Raw genomic sequence first — 15,466 nt, forward strand, 5'->3', positions numbered from 1 at the left:
TTCTCCCATGCATTGCTCGCAAAGTTTATAAACCCCGTAGTGATGACAAAACTGATGTCACTCACAAGGAACGACGTACCGTGGTTGAAGCGTGGTCGTCAGCGCGCCGCCGTAGCCCAGGCTTTGCGAAAGCCGATGACCGGCACGGAAATCTGCGCCACCGCCCAGGCCATCAACCCACACATTCAATTGCGCGACGTCTGGCACCTGCTGCGCCAGATGCAAGAACGCGAAATCGTCTATTGCATCAATCCTCGACTTGTCACCGGTCGTCTCTATGCCCTGACCGAGCGTGGCCGCGATGATGTTCACGCTGCCTTTGGCATCGGCGTCACGCATCCTCGATCAAACGTTCATTGGCGCAAATACTCCTGGGTCGTGCGCGCCAAGATCCGTCGGCTCACACTTGGTGCGGTCGGGTGCTTAGAGGAAAAAACCCATGAACCACAAACCGCGACGGCCATGCGAAAGCATCTTCGATCTGAGCACGCCGTCGGGCTCAACCCAGTCATTCGTGCGTTGAAAGACCTCGTGAAACTGGCTCTGGTTCAACCGGTGGGCGTGACCGAGCAACGCGGTTGCAAACTCTACCGTCTCACGCCTTCCGGCCGACGCATCCTGGAGCAACTGAAACGGTGATCGCCGATACGATTAAATAGTCCGGGTTCTTTTTTCTGACGAGGGGACATGGACATTCACAAACTCATCGCTGCAATCAACCCCAAGCTGTATTGCGCCGCGCGGCGGCGCCGAGAGACAGCAACGCATCTGCGAGACGCCCCGCTTAAGCGCGACCATTTCGCCTATGTGAAAGCGGCAGCCGTTGCGCAATCGGTCGAACCAAACGGGGTGAGCTTGGAACGTTTGGAAGAAATCAATCCCTTCCGTCTGGCCGGCTTCCAAAGTCCAGTCGAGCAGCACACATTGGTTTACGAAAATCTTGGGGACAGCATTGAGGCGCTGTACTTCAGTCTGCTCGACGAAATCACCTCACATGAAACGTGGCAGGTCACGAAACTCACGGACAGTTTTATAACGTCACCCGGCTCAGGAATGTTTGCCGACCTGGCTCGTCGTCAAATCCAGATGCAGCAGGAAGCGATGAAGACGCTGTCGGCCGCGCAACAACGCGCGCAACACATTCTGCACCTCATTTCTGAGCTGCGGATTGACCGCGAGTCCCTTCAAACAGGGCAGGGGACGAGCCAACCCGATCCGGTGCTGGAGCAGCGGAAACTGATCGACCGTCGTCTGCTGCGCAGTCAGGTGGATGCCTTGAAACTGCAAGTGCGCTGGTTGAAACCCTACTTGAAAGCAGCCCGACAACTCGGTTCGACCGCCAAACCCACGGCCGCGCTGGTCACGGTGTTCAACTCCGCGTTGTTTGAACTGACGTTGCTGGCCGAAGCCGAATATCACGTGGACGAGGCCGTGGACCGTGGCGACCTGCCGGCCCTGTTCAAGAAGTCAAAACTGCGCGCGCCCCGACCGGTCATCGTGATTGAACTCAGCGTTCGCGCCGTTCCGGAACGCATTGGCAGCGGGAGTTACGGATTTCGCGGGCGCACTCATATACGCTTCACCAGCTATGCCCTGAACCAACAAGAAATCACCGTGCTTCGTCGCGAACTCGACCGTGGCGAATTGCAGGAAACCTTCGATGTGCTGAGTCCCGAGCCCATGGCCGACCTTGATATAATCGTGAACGAGATCGAATCGCTCATCGAAGAACCAAAAACGAAGGACACATCCGCCCCACCGGACGACCCCAATCCGTTCAGCGCCCTGTTCTCCCTGCACGAACTGTTCGCCCCCAAGACTGCGGTCCCAAATTCAACTCAAGATGAGTTTGTTCCCATTCGACCCGACTCGGACCTGGAGGAAGTGCTGCGGTCGGAGGCAATTCTGGAGGCACGTCGTCACTGCCAGAAGTTTTACGAGACCATGAAGCGTCGGCACCACATGGCTTGCGTCTGATTCGTGTCGCTCACTTACCTCGAATCGTCGAGTGTTATTACTCCTATCGGTAATGCTATTTGCACGGCCATGAAAAAGCTCATCTTGAAGATGGGCAGGAAGAGTTTCACGGACGCGCCGCCGATGTAGAAGTCTTCCATCGGCGGGATGCCGACGATGGTGGCGGGATAGACGGCGTCTTTGCGATGCGTGATGCCCGTGACATGGAACACGGGATACGGCTCGGTCGGGTCAACGTAGCCTTCGATAACGAAGTCGGCGTTGGAGGGGAGCTCGAGAGCGTTGGTCTAAAGTATTGAATTCCGCGGAACCCGGCTTCTCCGAATCCAATGCGCGCAATCCTTTTTAAGGTTGCGCCCTACGCTTGGGCATGGCCAAGCGAAAAGTTTCTTCATTCAAGGATCGCCAGGCGGTTCTGCACGTATTGCGCGAACTGCGGAGCATGTTGCATGACATGAACCACAAGCTCGATCATCTCATCGAACGCTACCGCAAGTTCTACTTCACCACCGACTTCTCCGATTCAAATCAGCACGAGTTCAAAGGCTGACCTTCTCAGGTTGGCTCCCGGTCCCGGCTGTGCGCGTTTTGACGCCCACAACCCTCAACGGACCCCGAACTCAAGGAATGCATTTCGAGCCGGTCACGGCTCGGCGAGCGTGAGCTTTACGTTCGCGACAATTTCCCGATAGCGACAGCCCTGTGCCAGTGGGTGCTGGGTAGAGCAACGCCTTCGCGGAAAGAACAAGAAAGGAACAAGCAACATGAACCTGTGTGTGTTAGCCGGGCGCATCGTTCGGAATGCCAGCGTCAAGGGCGTGGACCGGAAAGTTCTGCGGTTTACCGTGGAGACCCGGGACGGCCATGACGAAGGCGAGACGAAGGAGCGCGTGAACCAAGTGCCCTGTGTCCTGTTTGGTCCGTCGCCGGAGTTGGAGCAGAAGCTCATCAGCCACGGGGAAGGATTGCGCGTGGAGTTACAGGGCCGGATCGCCTCGTGGAATGGAGAAGCCAATGGGAGGTCGAACGTAGAAGTCGTGGTTTTTAATCGCAGCCTGACCTTCGCGAAAGACTGATTCCCTTCAACCTCAAACCCGAGAGAGGAGAAGCTCAACGGCTTCTCCTCTTTCTTTTTTTCTGGAGGACCAAATTATGAACAAGCAATTCATCGGTTTCGACCGATTGAAACAATCCATATCCATGGAGCAGGTGTTGGGGCGGTATGGATTATTGGAAACGCTGCGACGCGGCGCGGACAGCCTGAGCGGGGTCTGTCCGTTGCATCGCGGCCACAACTCGACGCAGTTCCGGGTGAACCTGGTGAAGAACTGCTGGATCTGTTTCGGAGACTGTCACGGCGGCGGGAGCATCGTGGACTTCGTGAGCCAGATGGAAAAGGTCGGCATCCGGGAGGCCGGGCTGTTGTTACAGGACTGGTTTAACCTCGAATCGGGCAATGGGCATGAAGCCCTTCGTCCGGTGGCAAAGGAGAAAGTCATCCCGATTCGGAAGGAAACCAATCCGCCCTTGCGCTTCTCATTGGGGGCACTGGACGGAGCGCATTCGTATCTGACAAAGCGCGGGCTGACACCAGAAACCATCCGCACTTTCGGCTTGGGGTATTGTTCGCGCGGAATGTTGCGAGGTTGGGTTGCGATTCCGATTCACGACGCGAAAGGAAATCTGGTGGCGTATGCCAGTCGCTGGCCGGGCACACCGCCGGACGAACAGCCCAAATACCGTCTGCCGTGCGGTTTCCGAAAGTCGCTCGAACTGTTCAACCAACATCGGGCGGTGAAGGAAAGCGCTGCCGAATCACTGGTGGTGGTCGAAGGATTCTTCGGGTGCATGAGAATATGGCAGGCAGGCCATCGCCGGGTCGTGTCGCTGATGGGCAGCATGTTGTCACCGGGACAGGAAGATTGCATCGTGCAACTCGCCGGAGAGAGTGGTCATGTGCTGCTGTTGTTCGATGAGGACGCGGCGGGAAGAAAAGGCAGGGCCGAAGCACAGGAACGGTTAGGCAAGCACGTCGTTGTGAACATCGTCCGGCTGGCTGAAGGGCAACAGCCTGATTCGCTTGAACCGGAAGCACTCCTGGCATTGATCGAGCAACATTCGGAGAAGGGAGTGGCCGCATGAAACCACCGCAGGAGTTCAAGGTGGTGTCGTTGCGGGAATGTCCGACCCCGGAAACGCTGCTGATCTGTGAGACGCCCGAACAGGTGGCGGAATACTGGCGGCTGAACATCACGAGCAATCCGTATTACAACTCGGATTGCGAATGTCTGGCCGTGTTGCTGTTGAACACGCGAAGGCGGGTCAAAGGCCATCAACTGCTGAGCTTCGGCACGATCGACACTCTGCTTGTTGACGTTCGCACGGTGTTTCGCGGCGCAATCATTGCCAGCGCTGCCGCCCTGGTGCTGGCACACAATCACCCTTCGGGTGACCCCACACCGAGCGAAGCGGACATCAAAGTCACACGCGACCTGATTCGTGCCGGGCAACTGCTCAAAATTGAAGTCTTGGACCACGTCATCATTGGCGTGGGCCGGCATTCGTCTCTTCGAAGTCTGGGCTATTTCGCCTGTTAGCGAACCGTTCACACCCGCCGTCCTCCGACTGCGGGTCTTCCCTTTCCCGACGGATCCAACCGTCGGGGACTCAACCGAAGAACTCATACCAAGTCGAAACGCCGCGAGGCGTCTGTGCGTATGCGCGCACACTGATGAGACTCAATCTCGCAGCCAACAAACGAACAATGAAAGGTTAGAACAACAGTATGAAAAACATCACAGTCAAATACGGCGTGGACAGCATCACCAAGCAGGTCGAGGACGACTTCACGTTCGGCGACTTGCAGGAGAGTGATGTGTTCAAGGCCGCCCTCGGCTTTGGCGACCACACCAAGGCGCTGGTGGAAGGCATCGAACAGGACCGCAGCACGGTGATCCCGGCCGGGGCCACGGTGCGTCTGGAGACCGCCGCCAACACCAAGGCGTAAACCACAACCCCTGACTGGAGAGCCCGCTTCCTTCACCGGAGGCGGGCTTTCCTTTTTCCACCATGGAAACCACAGAAATCATCATCCGGGAAAACGGGACTCTCACCCAGAGAGTCATACGCGAACGCGATCTGAAAGCCGAGCAATCGGTACTGGACGCGTTGACGGAGGGAATGACGCGGATCATTCGGAATGTCCTGTCATTGCCTGAATGGGGCTTGGTACATGCCAATGTTGGCAACAACGACACGATCTGGTCGGCAGTCATTGACCGGATTCCGTTGCACGCACGGTTTCGGTTGATCAACAACGTACTTGTGCCGGCGTTCGCGTCGGCGAGCGACGTCGAGATGCAGCTGGTCTGGCGCGCGCCCAAGGAAATGCGCCTGGCCTTCGTGGTTCGCACCGCGGTCGAAAACGATTGCGTCAAAATTGACGGCAATTGGCTCTTCGCCTGTGACCAAGACCACCGAGGTTACCGGCTGCCCCTGCCCAACCTGCACGACGATTGCCTGATCTGCACGGGCAATTTCGACGACCGGTACGACTCCGGCGGCGAGTGTGTCACCGCCAGCCTGGAGCAATTCCGCAAATCCAAGTGGAACGCCGACCTGATGCGAACGGTGGAGCGGTCGCAGAAGTTCTTCCGGTTTCAGCCGACGAACGAGACGTTTGAGACACTGCCGATCGAGGCGGCGGATTGGACGTCGCTCTGTGACAAGGTGTCCACGGACATCATGGAAAGGGTCGTCGTATGACTGCCCCGGCCAAATCCAGCGGGCTGCTGCCGCTGGTCACAAAACTGAAAGCCTGCCCAACACTGGACGACAGCTTCTCTCAGAAGCTGCTAATCGAGACGTGGGGCTGCTTGAAACGAACCGACCTGGAACACGGCGACGAACTCACCCCCTCCATCATGGCGGGTCTGGTGCTGTTTGACGAAGAACACTTTGTGCGGCTGCTAAACGAGGCGGAGCATTCGCAACTGGCTGCCCTGGCCAAAACGGCCCTGGAGCGATTCAAGGAAAAATCCAATCCGCCCAACAAACTCGGCAAAACCATTGCCGCAGCCCTGAAGGAGAAAATATGAACTACATCATCGGTTGCGGGGGCGTGGGTTCGGCCATCGTCCCCTCATTCTGCCTGCTCAGGAGTCCTGACGAGATCACCCTGATTGACGGCGACACCATCGAACGGAAAAACCTCAACCGCCAGATGTTTGACGCCAGCCAGATCGGGATGAACAAGGCACAGGCCTTGGCAGGCAGATTCGGATGCCGCTCCCTCCCGGAGTGGTTCGCGCGCGGCAACATCCGCCATTTCAGGAATGATTGGCTGATCTGCCTTGTGGACAATCATCGCGCGCGCCTCGAAACGCTCGAGGAGTGTGACGACTACGGCTGCCAGGCCATCATCGCCGCAAACGAGATGCACTCGGCGGAAGCATACTACTACCGGCGGGTCTGGAAGGGCACACCGCGCGACCCGCGCGTTTACTACCCGGAGTTGACAACCGACCACAGCGGCGATCCGCGCGCGGCGTCGATTGGTTGCACGGGTGAGGTTCAGGAAAACAACCGGCAATTGGTATCGGCGAACCTGATGGCGGCGGCCTTGGCGGAACACCTGTTCGTGTTGTGGCAGATGAAAGCACCACGGCTGGACAAGGAGACGGTCGAGTTGCTGCCCTACAGATTCGCGGCCAACCTGACCCAACTGGAAACCTACCGGCAGAAAGGAGGATAACATGAGTGAAGTCATGACCGCGCCTCAACCAGTGGAGCGCAAATGTCGGCTCGAGGAAGTGTTCGATGCGAACTTTATCGGGCTCATCCGGCTCGTGCCAAGAAATCCGTTCGTCCGGGCGTTGATCCTGAAGCTGGCGGGGAAGATGCCCGGGCCGGAGCGCGAAACGTTCGAACAGATCAAGGAGTGGGTGGAAACGAACTGCGACAAGCGGGTCAGACCTGCGTCCGTCCGAAGGGGCAGAAACAACCCGGATGACGGCATCGCGATCAACGTCGAGTTCTCGGAGACGGAATACGGTCGGGCGGATTATTCTGTGCCGCGCTCCGGTAGCGAAGAGTTCCGCATCGACGCCGAGGACCTGATGGAGATGGTTCAAGCGGCCGTTGACGCGGGCGAGGGTGTTGACGGAATCGTGGAAGTCATCGCCGAGAAAATTGACGGTGACGCGTGGAACCAGTGCAACCCAGACCTGGATAACTACGGGGACTACGACTACAGCGAACAAGAAGCGACCGATTCTGGAAATTGCGGAACCAGCTACTCCAAAAACGAGATTCGCAATGCCGTGCTTGCCTTCGTGCGGGAACGGCATCCGGAACTGGCGGCGGAACTATAACGAAAGGAAAAAATGAAACTCATCAAGATCAACAAACCACAAGTCAGTGAAACGAAGGAAGTCCCCGGCCTCTTGAACTGCCGGATCGAGTACGAGGTCAAGACGGCCAAGGGAAGGTTGGAGTATGTCGGGCCGAAGTTCGCGCCGGAGATGTGGCATCAGGTGCTGTCGTTCTTCCGGTGGACGCACAAGGAGATGCAGAGCGAGAGCCAGGTGCGTCTCTACGTCAACCACAAGCTGGGACGTTGGGGCGCGTGGGCGTTTCCACAGGTGGCCCGCACAGGGATGAGCGCAAGAGAACTGCCGACGCCCGAGACACCGGAGCAGGCGCAGGAACGGTTTGCCTCGTGGCAATCCGAGCCGTCGGATGACTGGCTCTACTTCGGCACCGTGCATCACCATTGCTCGGCCAGTGCGTTCCAGTCCTCGACGGACGAGCAGAACGAATGGAATCAGGACGGGCTGCACCTCACGGTGGGCCGGATGGATGCGGAGCAGCACGACCTGCACGCCCGGCTGTATGTGGACGGCAATTGCTTCGAGCCGGACCTGAGTCAATTCTGGCCGATTGATCCGGGACTGGCGGCCATGATTCCGCCCGGCATGCTCAACGAACTGGCGCGTTTCCAGATGAGCGCGAAGGTCACGGTGGACTTTCCCGACGCCTGGAGAACGAACATGGTGGACGTGCAAACAGAACGGCCATCGTGGGATCGCAATCCGCAGTGGGGCTTGGACCGATCGGAACTGGGGCCGCTCTTATACGCCCGGGTGGATGAAGCGCTGGAGGAAATCCATCGGCGCTGCGCGGCCGATTCGGTCGGAGAGGAAGAGTGGTTGGCTGAATTGAGCACGCTCGCGGCAAGCGAAATCAGCCAGATCATCATCGAGGCCTGTGTGAAGCACGGCGTCACACCCGATGAACTCCTCGTCGAGATGGCCCAAGGCCCGTTCGACTACTGAAAACTGAAACCGCCGGATGCAGAACCAATCCCTATGATCTGGTCATCGCCGGCGCACCCCACCCCTCAAGCCTGAGCCGGGTGGTTCAGGTTTTTCACAAACCAAACAAACCCGAAGAAGCCGGAGTCGCCAGTGCGCGGGTCCGGCTTGTCCATTTCAACAAAACAAAATAACATGAAAGCAAACATGGAAACCCAAGTGCAAGTCACCCTGTATTATCGCGAAGGCAGCAGCGACAAGGTCTATCAATGCGCCATCGAGCCCGCCGGTGATCTGTTCGTCGTCAACTTCGCCTATGGCCGGCGCGGTTCGACCCTGAACACCGGCACGAAAACCAGTTCGCCGGTTGATCACGCGGAAGCCAGGCGCATCTATGACAAACTGGTGAAGGAAAAAAAGGCCAAGGGTTACACCGCAGGCGCGGACGGCACGCCCTATCAACACAGCGAGCGAAAAGCGGCGGGACTCGTGCCTCAGTTGCTCAATCCGATTGAGGCAGATGAGGTGCCCGGCCTGATTGAAAACGACGACTGGTGTGCGCAGGAGAAGTTCAACGGGAAACGCCTGTTGGTTCGCAAACAAAATGCGGCCATCGAAGGGATCAACAAGCAAGGCGTCGTCGTCGGACTGCCGGAGCCGTTGTTTCGAGTCATCCAGCAGTATGGCGCGGAGGTGGTGCTGGACGGCGAAAGCATCGGCGACACATTCCACGTGTTCGACCTGCTGGTGTTGGATGGTGTGGATATCCGGGGCTGGCCCTACCGGGAACGGCTGACGGCATTGATGAACTGGTTGGCTCCCATCCAGCAGCGCGCGATCAAACTGGTCGAAACGGCGTTCACCCCGCAACAAAAGTTGCAACGGTTGGAGCAACTGCGCGTGGGCAAACGGGAAGGCATCGTGTTCAAGCAGGTGAATGCCCCCTACACCAGTGGTCGGCCCAACAGCGGCGGGACGCAGTTGAAGCACAAGTTCTGCGCCACGTTGTCGGCGGTGGTCGCCAATGTGAACCAGCGACGCAGTGTCGAGTTGCAATTGCTCGGCCACGACGGCTGGCAAACCTGCGGCAACGTGACCATCCCGGCCAATCACATCATCCCCAAGGCCGGCGAGGTCGTGGAAGTTCGTTACCTCTACGCGCATCGTGAGAGCGGAGTGCTGTATCAGCCCATTTATCTCGGCCCCCGCGGCGACGTGAACGATCACGAGTGCCAGGTCTCGCAACTCAAATTCAAACCGGAAGACTGAAACGAAGACTCACCGAGTTCGGTTCAACGGGCCGGTCGCATCTCACGATGTGGCCGGCCTTTTGATTTCAAAAGCCATTTCGGGATCGGCAAGCCCGGAAGGCAGCGGAGTCATTCGCTTTCAAAAAAAGCAATCCCCTGTCAAAATCAGGCCGATGGTCTGATGCCGGCGCCCGCACTGTCACCTGACGCTGCGTCCGTGTTTTCGGGAGGGACATAACCAAGAAAGGAAAAAACCGTATGGGAGCTGACCTCTACATCGAGAAAATCCGCAAACCCATCCTCGAAAAGTATGAACCGTTGTTCGAGGAAGCCGTGCGGCGGCGGGACCGCCTGCCGCGGGATTCGAAGGAAGCAACGGTGGCCCAGGAAGAAGTCGTGAAATATTACGACCTGATGTTAACGGAAGGTTACTTCCGGGACTCCTACAACGTGACCTGCCTGCTGAACTGGCTGAGGTTGAGTTGGTGGCAGGATGTCATCCCGCTGTGCACTAAAGAACGCAAACTGCGGGCGGACCAACTCCGGAAGTTTCGCGAGCTGGTGGCCAGGGCGAAACTCGAACCGATCACGAAGGAGAAGATCGAGGCGCGGGGCGGCACGGTGGACGACCGGGAGAACAGCCTGGATGAGTGGCACCTCTACTTCATGGAGAAACACGCGGAGTTGGTGGTGTTTCTCGACCAGGCCATCAAGTTGAACACCCATGTCACCTGTTCACTCTAGGAGGAGATCAATATGCCCAACTGGTGCAACAACAAGCTCGCCGTGTATGGCCCCCACGAGGACGTGAAACGGTTCCAGGAACAAGCCGTCGGTCATTCACCGTGGCATACGGGAGAGAACCCCAACGTCCTCAACTTCCACAGCCTCGTGCCCATTCCCGCCGCAGTCATCGCCGCCGGATACGAAGCAGCGGGCTACGATTGGGAGCGGAACCACTGGGGCTGCAAATGGGGCGCGTGCCATGCCGAAGTGTTGGACGAATGGGAGGGGCATCTCACCTGCGCGTTCGACACCGCTTGGTCACCGCCGCTGGCGTTCCTCGAAAAACTCGGCCCGCAATGGCCCACACTCATCTTCCTGCTCGATTACGAGGAAATGGGCATGGGCTTCAAGGGCCTCTGCAAAATCAAGGGTGAGGTGGTGGAAGACCACTGCGTCACCCTCTGAAACAAACACACCAACCGACACGGGCCGGACCGCGATCAGCGTCCGGCTCGTTTCATTTAACACTCAAACGAATGGACACAACATTATGGGACAATATCTTTACCTCATCAACCTCGACAAAAAGCAGGTCGTTCATCCGCATCAGATCGGCAACGGTCTGAAGTTGCATGAACAAATCGGCTGGCGTTACTCCACCTCGACCGCACCGGTGATGTTGCTGGCCTCCAGCAGCAAGGACGGCGGGCGCGGCGGCGGGGATTTTCATGCGAAGCATCCGCTGGTCGGTTCCTGGGCCGGAGACCGCATCGCCTTCGTGGGCGATTACGCCGAACCGGATGACCTTCCCGGCTGCGATGCCGCGCTTCTCTACGCGCAGTGCAACGCCGCCTGCAATCCCCGGGAAGCCGACCGGCGACCGGCGGGCTGGCAGGAATGGACGAACCTCTCGGCCCAGGTGCGCGAGATGATGATGGCCGAGTTCCACCTTCGCTACGTCGGCGAGGGCTGGATGGACATCGTGGAGGAGAACCGCAAAAAGGCGGCTCCGAATCTTTGTCCCGACCTCGTCATTACCTCCGCCGTCGGCGCCAATCCCGGCCTGAACTAAGACAGATCAGGTTTCTTCAACACCAAACCACAAAACCGGAGAGGCCGGATACATCCGTGTGTCCGGCTTTTCCATTTCCAAGAAAGAAAAACATCATGCAAGAAAATCAACTGTTGGACGTGCTCACTCGCGAGGGTGTGCTCATGAATGTGTCGGTGCGCTATTGGCGCGCGACGAAGAAACTGAACGCCGAAGACCTCGGACTCGATCCGGACAAAGTGACCGACCGGCTGATCAGTCTCGGCCACAAGAAACTCCTGCCGAAGGAGGCGCTGGAAGGTTTTGCGCTGGTGGAAAGCCGGGCGCATGCGCTCGTCGAAGCCAGCACCTTCCCGTTCCTCAAGGGACTGAGCCGGTTCCTGCCGAATCCCAAACTTCCGGAAGTGCTCGACAAAATCAACCGCCTGGCGGGGGAATTTGCCAGGGCCAAGGCCGACTTCCTCGCCCGCTACGCTGAGATGCGCCAGCAGGCGTCGGCCGAATGGCTGGCCGCCGCGCGACAACTGGTGAGTGACCCCGAGCGTCTGGTGGCCGCCATCGAGGCTTCGTTCCCGGAGCCGGCCCGGATGGAAAAGTTCTTCGAGTTCTCGACGCAACTGTTCCAAATTCGCGTGCCGGAGGGGCTGGACCTGGCTTTGGTTTCGGCGGGCGAACAACAGGAAATCATCCGGGTTCGGGAACAGGCGGCGCAGGCGGCCGCCTCGCAAATCCATCGGGAGGTGGAAGCGTTTGTCGCAGATTGCGTGGGCTCGCTGCGAGCACAGACCGCCCAACTCTGCGAAGAGATGCTGGAGAGCATGCGCTCCGGCAAAACCGGCCTGCACCAAAAGACCCTCAATCGACTCGTCCGGTTCATCGACGAATTCAAGCAACTGAACTTTGCCGGGGATCGGCAGATGGAAGCGGAACTGGAACGGGTGCGCCAGGAATTCCTGCAACGCACGGCGGCGGATTATCGCGACAGTGAATCGGCCCGCGCCCGGTTGCAGGCGGGACTGCGGGGACTGGCGGACACCGCGCGCGATCTCGCCCGACAGGACTGTCGTCAGATCGTCGAACAGTTCGGCGCCCTGGGCCAACGGAAGTTCCATCTGGCAGCCTGAAAGGAGCCTGCATCATGAGTCTTGAAATTAAAGTCAGGCTGATCAGCAAAAAACACGTACGGCAATTCGCCCTGGATATGGCGCAGAGCCGGGCGCACAAGTTCACCCGGGTGGGCGGCGCCTTCTTCATCCAATGCGAAGCTCACCTGAAGGAATTCATCCGTAACTACATTCATCGTCTGCCTTCCAAAGGCAAGACGATCCTGTAATCCACAAGCGGCTCAGTTCTCTGGGCCGCTCTTTCCATCAACCATTAACTCTCAACCAAAACCATGAGTCACTTCACAACCATACAAACACAAATCAAGGACATTGAAGCACTACGCGAAGCGTGCGCGGAGATGGGTTTCGACCTGCTCCAGAACAGCGAGGCGCGCGGCATCGGGACGCAGCAACGGGGCGAGTATGTCATCCGGCTGAAAGGGTCGTGCGACATTGCGCTCCAACGGGAGGCCAACCACACGTACGGCCTGGGCACCGATTGGTGGGGCGGTCACGTCGAGAAGGAGGTCGGCCAGAATTACGGCCGGCTGCTCCAGCTCTACGCCGTCCACAAAGCCAGCCGGGAAGCCAGGAAACGCGGACTGTCGGTGCAACGGGCGTTGCGCACGGACGGTTCGATCAAACTGACGATCGGAGGCTTATGAAAATCATCGAAATCCTCATCAACCCACAGGGTCAACTCACGATCAACGCCGCGGGGTTTCAGGGGGCCGACTGCGAACAAGCCACGGCCTTTCTCGAATCGGCCCTCGGCCAACCCTCGAACCGGACGCGCAAGCCGGAATGGTTCCGGAAAAACGTCCGGGCGGTCAACCAAAAGGTCGGCACATGACCACGCTGATGGTTCAACCCGACGGCCGGGTGCAGGGGCTGTACACCGAGGCGATTGAGCTCGCCGCGATCGGCCGCCTGCGGATCGAACGCGCCACAAGCATCGAGTTCGACAACGAGCTGCAAACGTGGTGCGTGTTCAACGGCTACGGCCAGTGTCTGCATTCACATCCTTCCCGGCAGGAATGCCTGCTTTGGGAGGAACAATATTTCGGGAGGGAATAACGACCCCTCCGGAAATCCTCACCGACCCGCTCTGTTGGTTCAGGGCGGGTCTTTTTTCATTCCACAAAAAACCAAGACCAGAAAGGAAACACATGAAATTAATTGAACTGCTGAAAGTCATCACGCCGTTGCCCTGGCGTTTTGCGGAGATGGATAACGATAAAATCGTTCCCACGGTCCGGCTGTTGGGCCGCAGGAAACACGACCCGGCGAAAGAAATCTGTTTGGGACGCATCGACGCGGTGCGAGACGCGCAGTATGCCTGTCACGCGGCCAACGTGGTCCCGGATTTGGTGGCGGCGCTCCAGTTGCTTCTGGAAGACCAGCGGCGACCGAAATCGGAGCTTTCGCGGTGCCAGTTTGAATTCTGCGAAGCGGCGCTCGCCCAGGCCGAAAACCTCAAAGCGAAAGGAGCATCATGAAAACACAAATCACAAACTACATCCGGGCCGGCTATCCCGGCCTCTACCTCGTCTCGTCCGAAGAAGCGCGGGTCGAAGCGGAGATGAAAGCCATCGCGACAACCTTGAAGTATCGTTTGTATGCCTGGACCATCACGGAGGGGTTGGTTGACACCGCGGACGGTCACGCGCGGGACGCCCAGGACCCCATTCAACTGATGACCGTCCTGGATGAATTGCCGGAGAATGCGATCGTTCTGCTCAAGGACTTTCACCAGTTCCTGGAGGACGGCAATCCCGTGCTGGTGCGCAAAGTCAAGGAGAGCCTGCGCGTTGGAAAGAGCAAAGGAAAAGTTCAGGTTATCCTCGGCTGCCGTTTGACGTTGCCCCCCGAACTGGAGCGGGAATTTGTCGTGGTGCCGTTTGCCCTGCCCGACAAGGCCACGTTGGAAACCGTGCTCGATGGCATTGCCCACTCCGCGAAACTGACCAAGCCGGAAGGCGATGCGCGGGAACAACTGCTCGACGGGGCTTGTGGCCTCACCTCGATCGAAGCGGAGAATGCGTTCGCACTGTCCGTGATCGAAACCAGCCAGCTCAACTCAAGGGTGGTGGCGCGTGAAAAGGCAAACGAAGTAAAGAAGAGCGGCTTGCTGGAAGTCTGTCCGTCACCGGCGTCGCTCGAAGAAATCGGCGGATTGGAATGCCTCAAGGCGTGGCTGCGGCAACGTCGGGATGCCTTCGGCCAAGCAGCGCGGGAATATGGCCTGCCCCATCCGAAAGGCCTGTTCATCGTCGGCATTCCCGGAACGGGCAAGTCGCTGACCGCAAAAGCGACGGCCAGCGTGTTTAACCGCCCGCTGCTCAAACTGGATGCCGGCCGCCTGTTCGCCGGACTGGTGGGCCAGAGCGAGGGCAACCTGCGCTCGGTCATTGCCACCGTGGAAGCCATTGCGCCGTGCGTGTTGTGGCTGGATGAGATTGAAAAGGGATTGAGCGGCTCGCGCAGTTCGGGCGTCTCGGATGGTGGAACGGCCTCGCGGGTGTTTGGCACCTTCATCTCCTGGTTGCAGGACCGCACGGCCCCGGTGTTCGTCGTGGCGACGGCAAATGACGTGAGTCAGTTGGCGCCAGAATTGTTGCGCAAGGGACGGTTCGATGAATTGTTCTTTGTTGATCTACCGAACCAGGAAGAGCGGGAAGCGATCTGGCGGATTCAAATCACAAAGTTCAATCGTGATTCAAAGCAGTTTGACATCGTCCAACTCGCGAAGGCAACGGAGGGACTGACGGGTTCTGAAATTGAACAGTTGTTCATCGATTCGCTTCATGAAGCGTTCAGTCGCCGCACCGAACCAACGGATCTGTCGATCGCGATGCTGTTAAATGAGCTGGTGCCACTGAGCAAGCTGATGAGCGAACAAATCGACGTGCTGCGAAAGTGGTCCAAGGGTCGCGCTCGACGGGCCACGCCGATTGAATCCGAGAACCGATCAAGAAAAATCGTGACTGCGAATTACAATTAGCCAAGCGAACCACCAAAGAGGCAGCTTCTGCGTTGTGG

23 protein-coding genes and 1 pseudogene are annotated in these 15,466 nt (G+C 58.2%); 23 read left to right on the plus strand and 1 reads right to left on the minus strand.

Annotated elements, in window-relative coordinates:
* The first annotated feature begins 54 nt into the window (after positions 1-54).
* The gene (locus HY298_20830) at positions 55-639 is read left to right on the plus strand and encodes a hypothetical protein (GenBank protein MBI3852707.1); all 585 of its coding nucleotides are present in this window, start codon (positions 55-57) and stop codon (positions 637-639) included.
* A gap of 48 nt (positions 640-687) precedes the next feature.
* Positions 688-1,977: a hypothetical protein gene (locus HY298_20835; GenBank protein MBI3852708.1), complete on the plus strand. Its 1,290-nt coding sequence runs from the start codon at positions 688-690 to the stop codon at positions 1,975-1,977.
* A gap of 74 nt (positions 1,978-2,051) precedes the next feature.
* Here the strand turns inward: HY298_20835 and HY298_20840 are convergent.
* Positions 2,052-2,264: pseudogene (locus tag HY298_20840) on the minus strand (UbiD family decarboxylase).
* Positions 2,265-2,347: 83 nt separating this feature from the next.
* On the opposite strand from HY298_20840, the gene HY298_20845 reads away from it, so the two are divergent.
* The 21 genes from HY298_20845 to HY298_20945 all read left to right on the plus strand — a co-directional run bounded on the left by HY298_20845 (position 2,348) and on the right by HY298_20945 (position 15,428).
* A complete protein-coding gene (locus HY298_20845) occupies positions 2,348-2,527 on the plus strand; it encodes a hypothetical protein (GenBank protein MBI3852709.1) in 180 nt (59 codons plus the stop codon).
* Between the two features lie 214 nt (positions 2,528-2,741).
* On the plus strand, positions 2,742-3,053 hold the full coding sequence (locus HY298_20850) for a single-stranded DNA-binding protein (protein MBI3852710.1): 312 nt from the start codon (positions 2,742-2,744) through the stop codon (positions 3,051-3,053).
* Between the two features lie 76 nt (positions 3,054-3,129).
* Positions 3,130-4,119 carry a toprim domain-containing protein gene (locus tag HY298_20855; protein ID MBI3852711.1) on the plus strand — a complete coding sequence of 330 codons (990 nt, stop codon included), beginning with the start codon at positions 3,130-3,132 and terminating at the stop codon, positions 4,117-4,119.
* Positions 4,116-4,574 (plus strand): JAB domain-containing protein, encoded by a 459-nt coding sequence (locus tag HY298_20860; GenBank protein ID MBI3852712.1) that lies wholly within the window; start codon positions 4,116-4,118, stop codon positions 4,572-4,574. The genes HY298_20855 and HY298_20860 overlap by 4 nt, the downstream gene beginning before the upstream one ends.
* Before the next feature lie 188 nt (positions 4,575-4,762).
* Positions 4,763-4,984: a hypothetical protein gene (locus HY298_20865; protein MBI3852713.1), complete on the plus strand. Its 222-nt coding sequence runs from the start codon at positions 4,763-4,765 to the stop codon at positions 4,982-4,984.
* Positions 4,985-5,046: 62 nt separating this feature from the next.
* On the plus strand, positions 5,047-5,742 hold the full coding sequence (locus HY298_20870; protein ID MBI3852714.1) for a hypothetical protein: 696 nt from the start codon (positions 5,047-5,049) through the stop codon (positions 5,740-5,742).
* Complete coding sequence (locus HY298_20875; protein MBI3852715.1) at positions 5,739-6,074, plus strand: hypothetical protein; 336 nt, start codon at positions 5,739-5,741, stop codon at positions 6,072-6,074. The genes HY298_20870 and HY298_20875 overlap by 4 nt, the downstream gene beginning before the upstream one ends.
* Complete coding sequence (locus tag HY298_20880; protein ID MBI3852716.1) at positions 6,071-6,730, plus strand: ThiF family adenylyltransferase; 660 nt, start codon at positions 6,071-6,073, stop codon at positions 6,728-6,730. The genes HY298_20875 and HY298_20880 overlap by 4 nt, the downstream gene beginning before the upstream one ends.
* A 1-nt stretch (position 6,731) precedes the next feature.
* Positions 6,732-7,349, plus strand: coding sequence for a hypothetical protein (locus tag HY298_20885; protein MBI3852717.1), 618 nt, complete (start codon positions 6,732-6,734; stop codon positions 7,347-7,349).
* 12 nt (positions 7,350-7,361) lie between these two features.
* Complete coding sequence (locus HY298_20890) at positions 7,362-8,312, plus strand: hypothetical protein (GenBank protein MBI3852718.1); 951 nt, start codon at positions 7,362-7,364, stop codon at positions 8,310-8,312.
* Positions 8,313-8,498: 186 nt separating this feature from the next.
* Positions 8,499-9,560: a WGR domain-containing protein gene (locus tag HY298_20895; GenBank protein MBI3852719.1), complete on the plus strand. Its 1,062-nt coding sequence runs from the start codon at positions 8,499-8,501 to the stop codon at positions 9,558-9,560.
* 239 nt (positions 9,561-9,799) lie between these two features.
* The gene (locus HY298_20900) at positions 9,800-10,285 is read left to right on the plus strand and encodes a hypothetical protein (protein ID MBI3852720.1); all 486 of its coding nucleotides are present in this window, start codon (positions 9,800-9,802) and stop codon (positions 10,283-10,285) included.
* Between the two features lie 12 nt (positions 10,286-10,297).
* On the plus strand, positions 10,298-10,732 hold the full coding sequence (locus tag HY298_20905) for a hypothetical protein (GenBank protein MBI3852721.1): 435 nt from the start codon (positions 10,298-10,300) through the stop codon (positions 10,730-10,732).
* An 85-nt stretch (positions 10,733-10,817) separates the two neighbouring features.
* Positions 10,818-11,339, plus strand: coding sequence for a hypothetical protein (locus HY298_20910; protein MBI3852722.1), 522 nt, complete (start codon positions 10,818-10,820; stop codon positions 11,337-11,339).
* Between the two features lie 95 nt (positions 11,340-11,434).
* A complete protein-coding gene (locus HY298_20915) occupies positions 11,435-12,442 on the plus strand; it encodes a hypothetical protein (GenBank protein ID MBI3852723.1) in 1,008 nt (335 codons plus the stop codon).
* Between the two features lie 14 nt (positions 12,443-12,456).
* Positions 12,457-12,651: a hypothetical protein gene (locus HY298_20920; protein MBI3852724.1), complete on the plus strand. Its 195-nt coding sequence runs from the start codon at positions 12,457-12,459 to the stop codon at positions 12,649-12,651.
* Positions 12,652-12,714: 63 nt separating this feature from the next.
* Entirely contained in the window at positions 12,715-13,089 is a 375-nt protein-coding gene (locus HY298_20925; GenBank protein MBI3852725.1) for a DUF1257 domain-containing protein, read from the plus strand.
* Positions 13,086-13,277 (plus strand): DUF2997 domain-containing protein, encoded by a 192-nt coding sequence (locus tag HY298_20930; protein ID MBI3852726.1) that lies wholly within the window; start codon positions 13,086-13,088, stop codon positions 13,275-13,277. The genes HY298_20925 and HY298_20930 overlap by 4 nt, the downstream gene beginning before the upstream one ends.
* Positions 13,274-13,501, plus strand: coding sequence for a hypothetical protein (locus HY298_20935; protein MBI3852727.1), 228 nt, complete (start codon positions 13,274-13,276; stop codon positions 13,499-13,501). The genes HY298_20930 and HY298_20935 overlap by 4 nt, the downstream gene beginning before the upstream one ends.
* Positions 13,502-13,593: 92 nt before the next feature.
* Entirely contained in the window at positions 13,594-13,923 is a 330-nt protein-coding gene (locus HY298_20940) for a hypothetical protein (protein MBI3852728.1), read from the plus strand.
* The gene (locus HY298_20945) at positions 13,920-15,428 is read left to right on the plus strand and encodes an AAA family ATPase (GenBank protein ID MBI3852729.1); all 1,509 of its coding nucleotides are present in this window, start codon (positions 13,920-13,922) and stop codon (positions 15,426-15,428) included. Before HY298_20940 ends, HY298_20945 begins: the two co-directional genes overlap by 4 nt.
* Positions 15,429-15,466 lie beyond the last annotated feature (38 nt).

This window comes from Verrucomicrobiota bacterium, assembly GCA_016200005.1.
In the GTDB taxonomy this organism is placed as follows: Bacteria; Verrucomicrobiota; Verrucomicrobiia; order Limisphaerales; family PALSA-1396; genus PALSA-1396.

Excerpts from the sequence above, each read along its gene's own strand:
- HY298_20830 (MBI3852707.1), top strand. The coding sequence starts at position 55 with ATGTCACTCACAAGGAACGACGTACCGTGGTTGAAGCGTGGTCGTCAG.
- HY298_20835 (MBI3852708.1), top strand. The coding sequence starts at position 688 with ATGGACATTCACAAACTCATCGCTGCAATCAACCCCAAGCTGTATTGC.
- HY298_20845 (MBI3852709.1), top strand. The coding sequence starts at position 2,348 with ATGGCCAAGCGAAAAGTTTCTTCATTCAAGGATCGCCAGGCGGTTCTG.
- HY298_20850 (MBI3852710.1), top strand. The coding sequence starts at position 2,742 with ATGAACCTGTGTGTGTTAGCCGGGCGCATCGTTCGGAATGCCAGCGTC.
- HY298_20855 (MBI3852711.1), top strand. The coding sequence starts at position 3,130 with ATGAACAAGCAATTCATCGGTTTCGACCGATTGAAACAATCCATATCC.
- HY298_20860 (MBI3852712.1), top strand. The coding sequence starts at position 4,116 with ATGAAACCACCGCAGGAGTTCAAGGTGGTGTCGTTGCGGGAATGTCCG.
- HY298_20865 (MBI3852713.1), top strand. The coding sequence starts at position 4,763 with ATGAAAAACATCACAGTCAAATACGGCGTGGACAGCATCACCAAGCAG.
- HY298_20870 (MBI3852714.1), top strand. The coding sequence starts at position 5,047 with ATGGAAACCACAGAAATCATCATCCGGGAAAACGGGACTCTCACCCAG.
- HY298_20875 (MBI3852715.1), top strand. The coding sequence starts at position 5,739 with ATGACTGCCCCGGCCAAATCCAGCGGGCTGCTGCCGCTGGTCACAAAA.
- HY298_20880 (MBI3852716.1), top strand. The coding sequence starts at position 6,071 with ATGAACTACATCATCGGTTGCGGGGGCGTGGGTTCGGCCATCGTCCCC.
- HY298_20885 (MBI3852717.1), top strand. The coding sequence starts at position 6,732 with ATGAGTGAAGTCATGACCGCGCCTCAACCAGTGGAGCGCAAATGTCGG.
- HY298_20890 (MBI3852718.1), top strand. The coding sequence starts at position 7,362 with ATGAAACTCATCAAGATCAACAAACCACAAGTCAGTGAAACGAAGGAA.
- HY298_20895 (MBI3852719.1), top strand. The coding sequence starts at position 8,499 with ATGGAAACCCAAGTGCAAGTCACCCTGTATTATCGCGAAGGCAGCAGC.
- HY298_20900 (MBI3852720.1), top strand. The coding sequence starts at position 9,800 with ATGGGAGCTGACCTCTACATCGAGAAAATCCGCAAACCCATCCTCGAA.
- HY298_20905 (MBI3852721.1), top strand. The coding sequence starts at position 10,298 with ATGCCCAACTGGTGCAACAACAAGCTCGCCGTGTATGGCCCCCACGAG.
- HY298_20910 (MBI3852722.1), top strand. The coding sequence starts at position 10,818 with ATGGGACAATATCTTTACCTCATCAACCTCGACAAAAAGCAGGTCGTT.
- HY298_20915 (MBI3852723.1), top strand. The coding sequence starts at position 11,435 with ATGCAAGAAAATCAACTGTTGGACGTGCTCACTCGCGAGGGTGTGCTC.
- HY298_20920 (MBI3852724.1), top strand. The coding sequence starts at position 12,457 with ATGAGTCTTGAAATTAAAGTCAGGCTGATCAGCAAAAAACACGTACGG.
- HY298_20925 (MBI3852725.1), top strand. The coding sequence starts at position 12,715 with ATGAGTCACTTCACAACCATACAAACACAAATCAAGGACATTGAAGCA.
- HY298_20930 (MBI3852726.1), top strand. The coding sequence starts at position 13,086 with ATGAAAATCATCGAAATCCTCATCAACCCACAGGGTCAACTCACGATC.
- HY298_20935 (MBI3852727.1), top strand. The coding sequence starts at position 13,274 with ATGACCACGCTGATGGTTCAACCCGACGGCCGGGTGCAGGGGCTGTAC.
- HY298_20940 (MBI3852728.1), top strand. The coding sequence starts at position 13,594 with ATGAAATTAATTGAACTGCTGAAAGTCATCACGCCGTTGCCCTGGCGT.
- HY298_20945 (MBI3852729.1), top strand. The coding sequence starts at position 13,920 with ATGAAAACACAAATCACAAACTACATCCGGGCCGGCTATCCCGGCCTC.